Origin of the sequence: Aegicerativicinus sediminis, from assembly GCF_015476115.1 — a bacterium.
Lineage (GTDB): Bacteria > Bacteroidota > Bacteroidia > Flavobacteriales > Flavobacteriaceae > Aegicerativicinus > Aegicerativicinus sediminis.
In genome coordinates, this window is the sequence record NZ_CP064295.1 from 2,569,849 (window position 1) to 2,584,619 (window position 14,771).

Genomic DNA, 14,771 nt, shown 5'->3' on the forward strand with positions numbered 1-14,771 from the left:
TAGATGTTTTAGAAATTCAAGGTTTTATATTCGTTTAAAGCTATTCATCAATCATCTAACTTCAGCCCCAATGAGACAACATTTTCTGTTGATCCTTATCTTTTTTTCCTTTTTATCATATTCACAATCCAAAAATTTCTCGATCAAGGGAAGTGTCTTTGCAGAAACCGACTCAATTCCGTTGGAGGCGGCCACAATCTATTTGGAAAGGGAGAAGGATACGACTTTGGTAACTTATACCATTTCTGATAATAAGGGAAGGTTTGAATTGTTAGGTAACACTTACGATGACCATTTGCTTTTAAGAATATCATCAATTGGATTTCAGCCTTATTCTAAAAAAGTTAAGGTTACCGATGGAGTGATCAATTTTCCGAAAATTTATTTGCCAGTTGCTAACCAATTAGATGTGGTAACCATAACATCTACTCCGCCAATCACCATAAAAAAGGATACTTTGGAATTTAATGTTAAATCATTTAAGACTAAGAAGGATGCCACGGTGGAAGACCTCTTAAAGCAGTTGCCAGGCGTTGAAGTAGATGATACAGGAGCTATTACTGTTAATGGAAAGCCTGTGAATAAAATTTTGGTTAATGGAAAGCCATTTTTTGGTGACGATCCAACGATTACGACACGTAATTTAACGAAGGAAATTATTGAAAAGGTTCAAATTACTGATACTAAAACAAAATCTGAGGCATTTACTGGAGAAAAAGGAGATAGCGAAAACCAGACTATTAACCTAACCATAAAAAAAGAAAATAATAAAGGAATATTCGGCCGGGTGGCCGCTGGTGCAGGTACAGATGATAGGTATGAATTTGCAGGTATTGTGAATTATTTTAATAACGACCGTAGAATTTCTGCACTTTATGGAGGTAACAATATCAATTCTCCAGGGTTTAGTTTTGGTGAAATTGAAAAAATGTTCGGAAATCCTAGTAGTGTGTCAATAAATAGCAATGGTAACTTTGTTATGGATGGCCGGTCTTTTGGTGGTGGGGCAGGGATTACCACTTCACAAAATGCTGGAGTTAATTACGCCGATGTTTTGGCAAAAGATATTGATTTGCAAGGCGACTATTTTTTGTCTTCTAGCGATAGTGAAAATGAAACGCGTAGAAGCCGAGAAAACATCCTGCCAGATAGAAGGTATTTTTCAAACTTTAATTCTAGCTCAATTGCGGATTCAGAGAACCATAAGGTTAATATGGGGTTTGATATTGAAATAGATTCTACCTTTCTTGTAAATATAGCTCCTTCGTTTCAGTTTTCTAGAAATGATACATTTTTCAACAGCAGTGAAGAAACATTGGATGAAAATTTAGATAGGGTTAATAGTTCCACTAGAGATTCCAAGGTGGAAAATTCCGGGAAAGACTTTCAGACACGGTTAAGTGCAACTAAAAAATTTGGAAACAAAGGTGGATTTATAAAAGGTAATATCAATACGCGTTTAGGCAATACTGAGATTGATGATTTTCTTTATTCTGAAACACTATTTGAAAGTGGCCAAGAGGATATCATTAGGGATCAATACAGTGATGAACTTCGCAATAATCAATTTTTTGATGGTCAACTAACATTTCGTGTTCCGTTAATAGCCAAAAAGTTGTTTGCCAATATCAAATTCGGCCAGCGAAATGAAATCACGGAGAATATACGTAGCACGTACGATTTCAATGAAACTACACAAGAATATTCAGATTTCAACACTCTGTTGAGTACTAATTTTACTTACAGGGATTATAAGAGTAAACCGGAAATTGGATTAGAATATAGTGGTGAGAAACTGTCTATTCGTGGAAATGTCGGTTGGGCAATGAGAAAACTAGAATCTGAAGATATATTAAGACCTCAAACTAATTTAAGTAGGAACTTTGATGCCGTTGAATTAGAAGCGAATGTCAGTTATAGATTCAGTTCAAAAGCATCAATTTACACTACCTATCAACTAAGCAATAATCCCCCACAATTAAGACAACTGCAGGCTTTTCAAGACATTTCTGATCCTTTGAATGTGATTATAGGTAATCCAAACTTAAAACCCGAAAATAATCACAGGTTCTATTTAGGTTTCAACAATTTCGATTTTCAAAAAAGAACAGGAATTTTTGCTCATTTGTTTGGAAACTATTATGATAATCGGGTAATTTCTAAAACAGTTGTTGATTCCGAAACTTTGGCCCGAACAACAACCTATGAAAATGTTTCTGGAAATTACAATGTTGGGGGAAATATCTCAGGTAGTAAAACCATTAATTTGGATACCCTAAGGACTCTAAGGGTAAGGGTAAGTGCTTTTGCAAATTTAAATAAAAACATCAACTATAATAACGACATTCAATATGCTTCGGTGAGCAAAACAATTACTCCCAATGTTCGCTTGGCATTCAATTGGAAGGATGTAATGGAATTTGAACCTAATTACTCAATTAGTTTTACCAATACTTCTTTTGATATTTCAGATTTTGAAGATAGGAACTTCACAAGGCACACTTTAGGCATTCGTACTGAGAGTTATATACCCAAAGGTTTTGAGTGGCGCAATGACATTAGTTTTAACTATAATCCTAACATTTCAGGAGACTTTCAAAAGAGTTATTGGAGTTGGAATTCTACATTAGATTATAATTTCCACAATGATAGGGCAACCTTATCCTTAAAAGTCTATGATTTATTGAACCAAAATAATAATGCCAGAAGAACCTCTTCAGAAAACTTTATACAGGATGAGGAAAGTACAGTCTTAAGACGCTATTTTATGCTAAGTTTCAGTTGGAAGTTCAATACATTAGGTAAAAAAGGTGAAGTAGGAAGAAGTCGATTCTTCGTTTTTTAAGGGTCTACCAACTACCACCGGCTCCGCCACCGCTAAAGCCTCCACCACCGAAGCCTCCACCAAAACCTCCGCCTCCAAAACTGCCACCGCCGAAGCCTCCACCACCGATTCGGCCTCCGCCTCTATAATTTCCACGGCCCATATTGCTTAAGATAATGGCTTCGAGGATATCCATCCCGGTAGATCTATTTCCTCGATTATTGCCACGTCCTCCTCCTCGTTTCTTGGAAATAGCTATAATAAAAATGATAAAGAATATGATGAGGAAAAAAATGAAGCCAAATGGAAATTCTTCACCTTCTATTGGTCGAGTGCCTTGAAATTCCCCATTTAGAACCTCAAAAATTGCATCTGCACCCTTATCCAATCCTGCGTAGAAGTTTCCTAACCTAAATTCTGGAATAATGATGTTCCTTATGATTTCGCCATTTATCCCAGCGGTTAACCTAGGCTCAACCCCATAGCCCGGAGCAATCCAAATTTTGCGATCATCTTTAGCTAAAAGTATAAATACTCCGTTATCTTCTTTTGCCTGGCCAACACCCCATTCATGTCCCCATTTTGGTGCTAACAGGCCTATGTTTTCACCCTTTGTAGTACTGATAATTGCCACCACAATTTGGGTGGAGGTAGTATCTGAATATTTTATAAGTTTTTGTTCTAACGAAGATTTTTCAAAACCAGAAAGCAAATTTATGTAATCATAAACGCTAGTCTGTTCTTTGGGTTTAGGCGGAATATCAAATTGGGCTAAACAAGTAGTTGTAAATGCCAGCCATATCAATAAAACAGAGGAAAAGTGTTTTTTAAAGATCACTTCCAAAGGTTATTTCGTTGCTTAATTCATTGGTATCATCCTCGCGATAAGGAAAATGTTTTTTTAATTGTTTGCCAGCCATACTTATTCCAGCTATTAAACCATCCTTAAAATTCCCTTTTTTGAAATGTTTGAGCATAGCATCCCGTGTACTGTCCCAAAAATTAGTTTCAACTTTATTGTTTATTCCCTTATCACCATAGATTACAAAGTTTCTATCGTCTACCGCCACATATATTAGCACAGCATTATCCTCTTTTGTATTATCCATCTTTAGAAAATGGAATATCTCCATCGCACGATCAAAAGAATCAATAGGAGAGGTGCGTTCTATATGCACCCTAATTTCGCCTGATGTATCTAATTCCGCTACTCGTATGGCTTCAATAATTTCCTCTTCCTGAGATTTACTTAGAAAATCTTCAATATCGGACATGGGTAATGAGGTTTAAGAATCGAAATCGAAGTCAACTTCAACAGGCTTTTCAGCTCCTGCCTCAGCGTCGAAATATGGCTTTCCTTCAAAATTCAGAATTCCTGCCAATATTGAATTCGGAAAGGTCTTTACATGGTTGTTGTAAGGTTTTATTGCCTCATTATAACGAACCCTGGCGGTTTGGATGGTGTTTTCCGTACTTGTTAATTCATCTTGTAATTTCAGGAAGTTTTGATTAGCTTTTAAATCAGGATATCGCTCCACGGTTACCAAAAGCCTAGAAAGAGCACCACTTAATTGGCCTTGGGCTTCATTAAATGCCTGTAGTTGTTCTGGTGTAATGTTTTCTGGATTTATAGTAGTTTGGGTTGCTCTAGCTCGTGCATCGATTACATCCTTCAAGGTATTGCGTTCAAAATCCGCAGCTCCTTGAACGGTCTTGACTAGGTTGCCGATAAGGTCATTCCTCCTTTGGTAGGCCGTTTGAACATTTCCCCAAGCTTCACTGACATTTTCATTAAGTTGCACTGCGGTGTTGTTGAAACCCACTGCCCATTGATAAATAATGAATGCAAAAACAGCCAGTATTATTACTGGGATAAGCCATTTTTTCATAAGATTAAGTTTAAAGTTGGTTTTTGATTTTAATAAGTTGTGACTTGATAGATTCTAATTTACTAATAATTTCATAATTGGATAAGGCCTTTTTGCGGTCCTCTTTTAAATGAGTTTTAGCGCCATCTAAAGTGAACCCTCTCTCTTTAACTAGATGGTAAATGAATTTAAGGTTTTTAATATCCTCTGGAGTGAATTTTCTATTACCCTTAGCATTTTTCTTGGGCTTCAAAATATCAAATTCCTTTTCCCAAAAACGTATTAATGAGGTATTTACATCAAAGGCTTTAGCGACTTCACCAATACTGTAATAACGCTTTTCTGGAAGTTCAATAAACATAATTTAATCTAGAGATTGATTTTCTAGTGAGGCTTTCTCTAGCAATTTACTAAATTCTTCTGCAGAAAGGTTGCCGTAATAGAAGTTTATTGGATTAATGCGATCATCGTCCTTAAATATCTCATAATGAAGATGTGGTGCTTCTGAGCGACCAGTACTACCAACAAAGCCGATTAAATCTCCACGCTTAACTTTCTGGTTTGCTCTTACGTTGTATTTATAAAGATGAGCATATAGAGATACATATCCATAACCATGGTCAATGCGTATATGATTGCCATATCCAGTAGATTTATTATCAGCCCTAGTTACAATGCCATCTCCTGTAGCATAAACAGGGGTTCCTCTTGGAGAGGTAAAATCCATTCCCCAATGAAACTTTCTAACTTTTGTAAATGGATCGGTGCGATAACCGTAACCTGAAGCCATACGAGTTAGGTCTTCATTGTTTACTGGTTGAATTGCTGGGATGCTTGCAAGAAATTTTTCTTTATCCTTTGCCAGTTTTGCTATTTCGTCCAAAGAACGAGATTGAACCACAATGGCTTTTTGTAATTGATCTAATCTCTTGTGGGTTTCAATTATCATTTCAGAATTATCGAACCCCTCATAATCCTTATATCGATTAACACCTCCAAAACCAGCACGACGTTGCTCTAATGGAATTGGATTTGCCTCAAAATAAAGTCGGTAAATTGTGTTATCCCTTTCCTCAACATTTTCAAGAGCACCGAAGGCATCTTCAACCCGCTTATTTAGCAGGTTATATTGCAATTGCATGTTCTGCAATTCGCGCTTCATTGCTTTTTCCTTTGGGGATTCAACGAATTGTCCAGCTATAAAAACGAATAAAAAACCAAATAGGGCAGAAGCCAATAAGAAAACCGTAGCGTATTTAAAAGTGGTCCTTTTTTTTCGCTCAATTTTCCTATAAGACAGGGTGTCTGGGTCGTAATAATATTTAACCTTACTCATTTAGTTCAGTGGATTTGGACTTCAATATTAAAGGGAAGTCCACAAGCAAACAAAGCTAAAAAAATATTTTCACTTAAGAATTCGTGAAAGTAACGACAAAAGTTTATTCACAGATAGGTCTATGCCCCTTTTTAACAATATATTTGCACAGAATTTGAATTTTAATTGCCGGAAAGTATCCCAAAATAGAATTATGAAATCGAAGGAAATTAGAGAGACATTTTTAGATTTTTTCAAGAATAAAGAACATAAAATCGTCCCTTCGTCTCCCATGGTGGTGAAGGATGATCCTACCTTAATGTTTATCAATTCTGGTATGGCTCCTTTTAAGGAATATTTTCTTGGCAATGGGAAACCTCCTGCAGTTAGAATAGCAGATACCCAAAAATGTTTGCGTGTATCGGGTAAGCATAACGATTTGGAAGAAGTTGGCTACGATACCTATCACCATACTTTTTTTGAAATGATGGGTAATTGGAGTTTTGGTGATTATTTTAAAAAAGAAGCGATTGAATGGGCCTGGGAGCTTTTAACTGAAGTTTTCAAAATTTCAAAAGATCAACTTTATGTGACCGTTTTTGAAGGTTCTGATGATGAGGACAAATTGCCTATGGATGAAGAGGCATATGCCTTTTGGTCTGAATTTGTTTCTCCCGACCGCATTTTAAAAGGAAATAAAAAAGATAATTTCTGGGAGATGGGTGATCAGGGACCTTGTGGACCATGTAGTGAAATTCACGTAGATATTCGACCTTTATCCGATAGACAACAAGTTTCGGGAAGCGAGTTGGTTAATAAAGACCACCCTCAAGTTGTTGAAATATGGAATCTTGTTTTTATGCAGTATAACCGTAAGGCAAATGGAAGTTTGGAACCTTTGCCAGAAAAGCATATCGATACTGGTATGGGTTTCGAACGGTTATGCATGGTATTGCAGCAAAAGACTTCTAACTACGATACGGATGTTTTTACTCCACTTATTGAGTGGTTAGAAGATCACACTAACATAAAATATGGATCCGATGAGAAATCAGATATCGCAATGCGAGTGGTTTGTGACCATATACGCACGGTGGCTTTTGCTATTGCTGATGGACAATTACCTTCCAATACTGGTGCGGGTTACGTAATACGACGAATTTTAAGAAGAGCAATTCGCTATGGGTTTACTTTTTTGAAACAAGAAGATCCATTCATGTTCAAATTGGTAAACGTGCTCTCTGCTAATATGGGTGATGCTTTTCCAGAATTAAAAGAGCAGCAACATCTTATTGAAAATGTTATCCGTGAAGAAGAACATGCTTTTTTGAGAACTTTGGAGCAAGGATTAAGTATGTTGAACAAAGTCATGGCTGAAAATTCCGGAAAAAGTTTATCCGGCACTAAAGTATTTGAACTTTATGACACTTTTGGATTTCCAGCAGATTTAACCGCATTGATATTGCGTGAGAATGGACTGGAATATGACCATCAAGGGTTTGAAAAAGCTATGAAGGAACAAAAAGACAGATCCCGTGCTGCAGGTGAATCTAAAACTGGCGACTGGATTGAAGTTTCTTCCCAAAAGGAAGAGGGATTTGTTGGCTACGATCAGCTTACTGCTGATGTGAAGATTTTACGGTATAGAAAAGTCGAGTCCAAGAAAGATGGAGTTTTATACCAATTGGTATTTAATAAAACACCCTTTTATCCGGAAGGTGGCGGACAAGTCGGTGATAAAGGATATTTAGAAGATATTCATGGTGATGTCGTTTATATTTTGGACACCAAAAAGGAGAATAATGTAGTCATACATTTCTCAAAAAATCTACCAAATCATTTAGAAGAACTTCATATCGCAGTTGTTGAGAACCAACAACGATTTTCAACTGAGTGTAATCATAGTGCTACGCATTTGCTACACCAAGCATTGAGGGAAATTCTAGGGACACATGTAGAGCAAAAGGGTAGCTCTGTCCATTCTAAACAATTACGATTCGATTTCTCTCATTTTTCCAAAGTATCACAGGAGGAATTGCAAGCAGTGGAGGATTTTGTCAATAAAGCCATAAAAAGTCATTTCCCTTTGGTGGAACAACGGAATATTCCAATGCAAAAAGCAATTGAGGAAGGAGCTATGGCCTTATTTGGTGAAAAGTATGGCGATAAGGTCCGCACCATTCGCTTTGGTGACTCCATTGAACTTTGTGGAGGTACCCATGTCAAAAACACCTCTGATATTTGGTATTTTAAAATTTTGTCTGAAAGTGCTGTGGCTGCTGGAGTTAGAAGGATAGAGGCTATAACGGGAGAGGCAGTTAAAGACTATTTCAAGGAGCAAGAAAAAATACTTGAACAAGTAAAACAGTTGATCGGTAACCAAAAATCACCTATTAAGGCATTCCAAGATTTGCAAGAGGTGAATAATTCCCTACAAAAGGAAATAGAACAGCTTAAAAAGGCAATGGCAGGTGACATTAAGGGAGAATTAAAATCGAAAATTGAACAGCTAAATGGGATAAACTTTTTGGCAGAAAATGTTGATTTAGATCCTCAAGGCGTGAAGGATGTTTGTTACGAGCTAGGAAATGAATTGGATAATTTATTCATTTTGTTAGGGAGTGAAAATAATGGTAAGGCGATGTTAACTTGTTATATTTCAAAAGAAGTCGTAGCTGATAAAAAATTAAATGCAGGAACAATTGTTCGCGAGCTTGGTAAATACATACAAGGAGGTGGTGGTGGACAGCCATTTTTTGCAACTGCAGGAGGAAAGAATGTTGAAGGTATTGCGCAAGCACTTGAAGCGGTTAGAAATTACATTAATTAAAATTGGATTTTAGGACACGCATATCAATCTCTGAAAAAGGTGATTCTAAACTTAATTACAATTCTAAATTATTTGGAATTGGTTCTTGTTTTGCTGAGAACCTAGGTGACAAACTCGATTATTTTCAGTTTCAAAATTTAACTAATCCATTCGGGGTTATTTTCAATCCAAATTCCATTTGCAGACTCCTCGACCGTATTGTAAACAGTGAGCTATTCAAAGAAGAGGATTGTTTTTTTTTCAATGATCAATGGCAAAGCTATGAATTGCATTCTCGAATGAATGCTATTACAAGAGAAGAATTTCTTAATAAAGCAAATTCTACTTTAACTATAGCACATAATTTTATAAAGTCATGCACTCATTTAGTTTTAACATTAGGTACGGCTTGGGTGTATGAGCTCAAAGATAATTCTGTTACAGTTGCTAATTGTCATAAAGTTCCACAGGATAAGTTCCTAAAAAGATTGTTGAGTAAGGATGAAATACAAGATTCACTTTCCAAAATCAATGATTTAATTAGGGCTATAAATAATGAAGCGATTATTATTTATACAATATCTCCGGTAAGACATTTAAAGGATGGTTTTGTGGAAAATAATATTTCAAAATCTCAATTACTAGTAGCTTCATATGAATTTACTGAACAATTATCTCACTGGTATTATTTCCCGAGCTATGAAATTTTGATGGATGATTTGAGGGATTATCGATTTTATGCTGAAGATATGTTACATCCTAATTCTATAGCAATTGACTATGTTTGGGAAAAATTTTCAAACACATTGATAGCGAAAGATGTGGTCAATCTTATGAAGAAGGTTGATTCAATAAGAAAGAGAAAAAGGCACATTCCATTTAATCCTGACACTGAATCACACAAAGAATTTTTAAAAAAACTAGAAATAGATATAGAGTCTTTAAAGCAATTTATCCCAAACCTGGAAACAGACAATTTTTAGTTTAAATTTAATTTCTAAGAATCAATTGAAAGTCTTTCTACTAGCGGTTTAGACAGTTGTATATACAATAATTAATTGATTTGTAAGCTTATACTTTTTATTCTACGGTTTATCTTTTTAAATTGCTTCTTGTCGAAAAAATCCCACAAAAAAACGATTATGGTTTATATTTATTATGCTATTAATCAATTTTTTAAAGAAAGCGTCAATTAAGCTGTGTAAACGGATTTATTGATGCTTTTTTATTTTAAATCTAATGCATTTTTACACTGTCTGGTACCAAGACTGAGTAATTGCCCTTGTTTCTGATAACATCGCGAACTATGGAAGAACTGATGTAGGAGGTTCTTGATGAAGTAAGTAGAAAAACTGTTTCAATTTCAGATAGCTTACGATTTGTATGGGCAATTGCTTTTTCAAATTCAAAATCAGCGGGATTACGCAATCCTCTTAAGATAAATTGTGCTCCAACTTTCTTACAAAAATCTACAGTTAGGCCTTCATAAGAAACCACTTTCACTTTTGGTTCGTCTTCAAAGGATTTTTTAATAAATTCAATACGTTCCTCAAGAGAAAACATATACTTCTTTTCAGCATTAATCCCTACAGCCACAACAATCTCATCAAACAATTTAATGCCTCTAAGAATTATATCCTGATGCCCAAGGGTTATAGGGTCAAAGGATCCAGGAAAAAGGGCACGTTTCATACATTATTCACTTTAAAGACTAAAATTAAGCTTCTTTCTTCGTTTTTAAGGCTTCATTTATGGCATTTTCAAACAAATCCTCCAGACTAATGCCTGCGCATTCTGCTTGTTTAGGAAGAATACTAGCGGTAGTTAACCCTGGTACTGAATTAATTTCTAGGAGATGAGGTTCTCCGTCACTAAAAATATATTCACTTCTACTAAACCCTTTAAGCTCTAAAACCTCATATACCTTTTTTGCCAAATCTTGAACGGTCTTAGACATTTCATCCGTAATTGTTGCAGGTGTAATTTCTTGGGATTCACCATTGTATTTGGCGTTGTAATCGAAAAAATCATTATTGGTTACAATTTCTGTTACTGGTAAAACCGTTATATTACCCTTATAAGTAATTACACCTACAGAAACTTCAATACCATCAAGAAAGGACTCCACAATAACTTGGTCGTCCTCTTTAAAGGCAAACTCAAAAGCTTTGTCCATTTCTTCTAATTTATGGACTTTACTTACACCAAAACTACTTCCGGCACGATTAGCTTTTACAAAGCACGGTAGACCAACTGCACCAACAATTTTGTCATAATCTAATTGGTCACCCTTATTAACGTAATAAGACTTGGCTGTTTTAATACCATATTTTTTCAATACACTCAGGCAATCACGCTTGTTGTAGGTTAATGCAGCCTGGTACATGGGGCAACTTGTATGTGGAATTTCTAACAGTTCTAAATATCCTTGTATATATCCATCTTCTCCAGGGGTACCATGAATGGCGTTGAAAACACAATCAAAAAAAACTTCCTCACCATCAACGTCTATAGAAAAATTGTTTTTGTCAATTTTATATTCTAAACCTTTGTCATCTACATATACCCAACGATCTTTAAAGATATGAACCCGGTATAAATTGTATTTGTCTTTACTTAAAGTATCGTAAACCACTTGTCCACTTTTCAGTGAAATTTCATATTCACTAGTGAATCCACCCATAATTATGGCAATGTTCTTCTTGATGGGGTTTTGTTCAATCATAAACCTGGCGTTTTAAACTCTTTATTTTTTTTGAACAATATGATTGTAATTTCAGAGTTAAGCTAAAATATCACTAATTGGTCAAATCTAAAAACTTTGGGTTTTTATATATTTGTCCACCGTCAGAGATCAATTAATGAGTTTGATAAAGTTTTTAACTAGTAAGACATTCCTAAAACAGATAGCCTTGGCTGCTGTAGCCGTAATCGTAATTTCATTTTTAATACTGCAATGGTTGAAAAATACAACCAACCATGGAGAATTTGTGGAAGTGCCAGATTTGACGGGAAAATCATTAAAAATGGCCAATATGGAATTGAAAGACCAGGATTTGGCAATGGAGATCCAGGATTCGGCAAACTTTAATCCAAATTACCCAAAGTTTGCTGTAATTGAACAGTATCCGTTGCCAGGCGCAAAGGTCAAGGAAAATCGAAAAATTTATCTTATTCTTAATCCTTCAGGTTATCGAAAAGTGGCAGTGCCAGATATAGTGAAACGTACTTTTAGACAGGCCAAGCCAACTCTTGAAGCCGTTGGCTTTGAAGTTGGTAAAATAACTTATGTGGACGATATCGGTAAGGATGTAGTACTTGGTATGAAACATGACGGACAAGATTTATCAAGTGGTGACTTTTTACCGCTTACCTCTAAAATAGATTTGGTTTTAGGTAATGGAAACCGATCTGATTAATTATGTCTGAGCAATTTCCTTTACCAGACGATTCCGACGACGAACTCTACGAACATTATGCGTTTATTGCTGAGAAAGGGCAGCAACCCTTACGTATCGATAAATATTTAATGAATTTTGTAGAGAATGCCACTCGTAACAAAATTCAAAATGCCGCTAAAAATGGCAATATTTATGTCAATGATGTTCAGGTAAAGCAAAATTATAAGGTAAAACCTTATGACAAAATAAGAGTGATGTTCGAGCATCCACCTTACGAATATCTTCTTACACCTGAAAATATACCATTAGATATTGTTTTTGAGGATGAACAAGTATTGGTGGTTAATAAGCCTGCAGGTATGGTGGTACATCCGGGACATGGAAATTACTCAGGAACACTTATAAATGCTTTGGTATATCATTTTGAAAACTTACCGAATAACTCCAGTAACCGCCCCGGGCTAGTGCATAGAATAGATAAGGATACTAGCGGTTTATTGGTAATTGCAAAAACGGAGGAGTCAATGACAAACCTTTCAAAGCAATTCTTTGATAAGGTGAGCGAACGGGAATATGTGGCATTAGTCTGGGGGAATGTAGAAGAGGATGAAGGAACCATTGAAGGTCATATTGGTCGGCATCCGAAAAATAGACTTCAGAATACGGTTTTTGAAGGGGATGATATTGATAAAGGTAAGCCAGCGGTTACCCACTACAAAGTGTTAGAACGTTTTGGATATGTTACTTTGATTAGTTGCAAGCTTGAAACAGGTCGTACGCATCAAATTAGGGTGCATATGAAATACATTGGCCATACCTTATTTAATGATGATCGCTATGGTGGAGACCAGGTTTTAAAGGGTACAACATTTACAAAATACAAACAATTCGTTGAAAATTGTTTCAAAATACTACCAAGGCAAGCCTTACATGCAAAGACCCTCGGTTTCTATCATCCTAGTAATGGTGAATTTATGAAATTTGATTCGGAAATTCCTGAGGATATGCAAGCTTGTATAGAAAAATGGCGACATTACGCTAAGCACCAAGATCTATAAATTTCAACTATCTAGGTATTGTGTTTTACTTTCTCAAGTTTTGGGTTAAACATTGTTTAGTCCTTAATTTTGCATTATATGAAAATCGATAAACTGACTTTGTTTTCCACTAACTTATCCAATCAATTGGAGCTATACAAGGATGTATTTGGTTTTAGTTGTATTGTAGAGACCTCTAATAATATCGGTTTTCAGATTGGTGAAAGCCAGTTGTGGTTTGAAAAATCCACTACCTGTCGTCCTGCTCATTTTGCATTCAATATTCCTTATCCATCTATACAAAAGGCTAAAGAATGGTTAGTGTCTAAAGGAGTAAATCTTCTTACATTTGAAGGCAAAGAAACTATCGAATTCCTAGATTGGAAGGCCCTAGCATTGTATTTTAAGGATGCTGATGGCAATATTGTTGAATTGATAGGAAGAAAACGATTGGATTATTCCTGGGATGGTATTTTCGGTGCTGACGATATTAAGGGTTTAAGTGAAATTGCAATCGCAACTACTGATATTGAATCCAATTTCCAACTATTAAATGGCCAAACCACATTGCCGATTTTCTCCGGAAATTTTGATCGTTTCTGTGCCGCAGGTAATGATGAGGGATTATTTATATTGGTAGATAAGAATAAAAAAGATTGGTTCCCTACCGGGGAAAAGGTTGAAATCGCTGATTTTAAGTTTAATGGCGATTACCATTTTGATTATATAAACGGAAAAATTGTATTGAATTAACATAATGAAACTAGTACTTTCACCCGCAAAAAGTTTAGATTACGAGACTAAATTACCCACAGATTTCAGTTCTGAAGCCCAATTTTTAAAGGAGGCGAAACGTATCAATTCAGTATTGAAGAAAAAGTCAATAAGGAGCCTTGGAAAGCTTATGGACATTTCCAAAGATTTAAGTGGCTTAAATTACGAGCGAAACCAAAAATGGGAGTTACCCTTTACTTTGAAAAATGCGAGACAAGCCATTTATGCGTTTAATGGAGACGTTTATCGCGGGTTTGATGCGTATACTTTGGATTCTGAGAAATATGGCTCCATGCAGAATAAGGTTAGAATCCTATCAGGTTTGTACGGAGTTCTAAAACCATTTGATTTAATTCAGCCGTATAGATTGGAAATGGGCACAGACTTAAGAGTAGGGGGCAAGAAAAATTTATATGAGTTTTGGAAATCCAAAGTTACCAATGCCTTGAATAAGGAATTGGAAAAAGATGAACTCTTCGTTAACTTGGCTAGCAATGAATATTTTAAGGCTGTGGATGCCAAGAAACTAAAGGGGCAGTTGGTAAATATTAAATTCCAGGAGCTTAAAGGGGATACTTATAAAACAATTGCAATTTTTTCAAAATTAGCCAGGGGAGCAATGGCTCGATATATTGTTGATAACAATATCGAGGATTTGGAAGGGTTAAAGGGTTTTAATGTAGATAATTATAGCTACAACGAATCTATGTCTAAAGACAATGAATTAGTGTTTGTTAGATAAA

At 35.7% G+C, this 14,771-nt stretch carries 14 protein-coding genes; 7 read left to right on the forward strand and 7 right to left on the reverse strand.

The window, feature by feature from the left end; all coding sequences use genetic code 11:
* The first annotated feature begins 70 nt into the window (after positions 1-70).
* Complete coding sequence (locus ISU00_RS11135) at positions 71-2,845, forward strand: outer membrane beta-barrel protein (RefSeq protein WP_228850735.1); 2,775 nt, start codon at positions 71-73, stop codon at positions 2,843-2,845.
* A 4-nt stretch (positions 2,846-2,849) separates the two neighbouring features.
* On the opposite strand, the gene ISU00_RS11140 is transcribed toward ISU00_RS11135, so the two are convergent.
* From ISU00_RS11140 to ISU00_RS11160, 5 genes are read right to left on the reverse strand one after another with little or no spacing between them, the layout of a single operon-like run.
* Positions 2,850-3,668: a TPM domain-containing protein gene (locus ISU00_RS11140; protein ID WP_394368516.1), complete on the reverse strand. Its 819-nt coding sequence runs from the start codon at positions 3,666-3,668 to the stop codon at positions 2,850-2,852.
* Positions 3,652-4,098: a TPM domain-containing protein gene (locus ISU00_RS11145; protein ID WP_228850736.1), complete on the reverse strand. Its 447-nt coding sequence runs from the start codon at positions 4,096-4,098 to the stop codon at positions 3,652-3,654. The genes ISU00_RS11140 and ISU00_RS11145 overlap by 17 nt, the downstream gene beginning before the upstream one ends.
* Positions 4,099-4,110: 12 nt before the next feature.
* Positions 4,111-4,713: a LemA family protein gene (locus ISU00_RS11150; protein WP_228850737.1), complete on the reverse strand. Its 603-nt coding sequence runs from the start codon at positions 4,711-4,713 to the stop codon at positions 4,111-4,113.
* 10 nt (positions 4,714-4,723) lie between these two features.
* Positions 4,724-5,053, reverse strand: coding sequence for a MerR family transcriptional regulator (locus ISU00_RS11155; protein ID WP_228850738.1), 330 nt, complete (start codon positions 5,051-5,053; stop codon positions 4,724-4,726).
* A 3-nt stretch (positions 5,054-5,056) separates the two neighbouring features.
* The gene (locus ISU00_RS11160) at positions 5,057-6,028 is read right to left on the reverse strand and encodes a M23 family metallopeptidase (protein WP_228850739.1); all 972 of its coding nucleotides are present in this window, start codon (positions 6,026-6,028) and stop codon (positions 5,057-5,059) included.
* A 193-nt stretch (positions 6,029-6,221) separates the two neighbouring features.
* Between ISU00_RS11160 and alaS the strand changes: the two genes are divergently transcribed.
* Both alaS and ISU00_RS11170 read left to right on the forward strand, forming a co-directional pair.
* Positions 6,222-8,837 carry an alanine--tRNA ligase gene (alaS, locus tag ISU00_RS11165; RefSeq protein ID WP_228850740.1) on the forward strand — a complete coding sequence of 872 codons (2,616 nt, stop codon included), beginning with the start codon at positions 6,222-6,224 and terminating at the stop codon, positions 8,835-8,837.
* Between the two features lie 2 nt (positions 8,838-8,839).
* Positions 8,840-9,799, forward strand: a complete 960-nt coding sequence (locus tag ISU00_RS11170) for a GSCFA domain-containing protein (protein ID WP_228850741.1) — start codon at positions 8,840-8,842, stop codon at positions 9,797-9,799.
* Between the two features lie 253 nt (positions 9,800-10,052).
* On the opposite strand, the gene coaD is transcribed toward ISU00_RS11170, so the two are convergent.
* Both coaD and ISU00_RS11180 read right to left on the reverse strand, forming a co-directional pair.
* On the reverse strand, positions 10,053-10,508 hold the full coding sequence (gene coaD, locus ISU00_RS11175) for a pantetheine-phosphate adenylyltransferase (protein WP_228850742.1): 456 nt from the start codon (positions 10,506-10,508) through the stop codon (positions 10,053-10,055).
* Between the two features lie 25 nt (positions 10,509-10,533).
* Positions 10,534-11,541, reverse strand: a complete 1,008-nt coding sequence (locus tag ISU00_RS11180; RefSeq protein WP_228850743.1) for a D-alanine--D-alanine ligase — start codon at positions 11,539-11,541, stop codon at positions 10,534-10,536.
* A gap of 136 nt (positions 11,542-11,677) precedes the next feature.
* Between ISU00_RS11180 and ISU00_RS11185 the strand changes: the two genes are divergently transcribed.
* The 4 genes from ISU00_RS11185 to yaaA all read left to right on the forward strand — a co-directional run bounded on the left by ISU00_RS11185 (position 11,678) and on the right by yaaA (position 14,770).
* The gene (locus ISU00_RS11185; RefSeq protein ID WP_228850744.1) at positions 11,678-12,235 is read left to right on the forward strand and encodes a PASTA domain-containing protein; all 558 of its coding nucleotides are present in this window, start codon (positions 11,678-11,680) and stop codon (positions 12,233-12,235) included.
* A gap of 2 nt (positions 12,236-12,237) precedes the next feature.
* Positions 12,238-13,275 carry an RluA family pseudouridine synthase gene (locus tag ISU00_RS11190; RefSeq protein WP_228850745.1) on the forward strand — a complete coding sequence of 346 codons (1,038 nt, stop codon included), beginning with the start codon at positions 12,238-12,240 and terminating at the stop codon, positions 13,273-13,275.
* A 78-nt stretch (positions 13,276-13,353) separates the two neighbouring features.
* On the forward strand, positions 13,354-14,007 hold the full coding sequence (locus ISU00_RS11195; protein ID WP_228850746.1) for a VOC family protein: 654 nt from the start codon (positions 13,354-13,356) through the stop codon (positions 14,005-14,007).
* Between the two features lie 4 nt (positions 14,008-14,011).
* Entirely contained in the window at positions 14,012-14,770 is a 759-nt protein-coding gene (gene yaaA / locus ISU00_RS11200) for a peroxide stress protein YaaA (RefSeq protein WP_228850747.1), read from the forward strand.
* Position 14,771: the final 1 nt, after the last annotated feature.

Bases quoted from the DNA above. Each gene is read 5' to 3' on its own strand.
- ISU00_RS11135 (WP_228850735.1), top strand. From the start codon at position 71: ATGAGACAACATTTTCTGTTGATCCTTATCTTTTTTTCCTTTTTATCA.
- ISU00_RS11145 (WP_228850736.1), bottom strand. From the start codon at position 4,098: ATGTCCGATATTGAAGATTTTCTAAGTAAATCTCAGGAAGAGGAAATT.
- ISU00_RS11150 (WP_228850737.1), bottom strand. From the start codon at position 4,713: ATGAAAAAATGGCTTATCCCAGTAATAATACTGGCTGTTTTTGCATTC.
- ISU00_RS11155 (WP_228850738.1), bottom strand. From the start codon at position 5,053: ATGTTTATTGAACTTCCAGAAAAGCGTTATTACAGTATTGGTGAAGTC.
- ISU00_RS11160 (WP_228850739.1), bottom strand. From the start codon at position 6,028: ATGAGTAAGGTTAAATATTATTACGACCCAGACACCCTGTCTTATAGG.
- alaS (WP_228850740.1), top strand. From the start codon at position 6,222: ATGAAATCGAAGGAAATTAGAGAGACATTTTTAGATTTTTTCAAGAAT.
- coaD (WP_228850742.1), bottom strand. From the start codon at position 10,508: ATGAAACGTGCCCTTTTTCCTGGATCCTTTGACCCTATAACCCTTGGG.
- ISU00_RS11180 (WP_228850743.1), bottom strand. From the start codon at position 11,541: ATGATTGAACAAAACCCCATCAAGAAGAACATTGCCATAATTATGGGT.
- ISU00_RS11185 (WP_228850744.1), top strand. From the start codon at position 11,678: ATGAGTTTGATAAAGTTTTTAACTAGTAAGACATTCCTAAAACAGATA.
- ISU00_RS11190 (WP_228850745.1), top strand. From the start codon at position 12,238: ATGTCTGAGCAATTTCCTTTACCAGACGATTCCGACGACGAACTCTAC.
- ISU00_RS11195 (WP_228850746.1), top strand. From the start codon at position 13,354: ATGAAAATCGATAAACTGACTTTGTTTTCCACTAACTTATCCAATCAA.
- yaaA (WP_228850747.1), top strand. From the start codon at position 14,012: ATGAAACTAGTACTTTCACCCGCAAAAAGTTTAGATTACGAGACTAAA.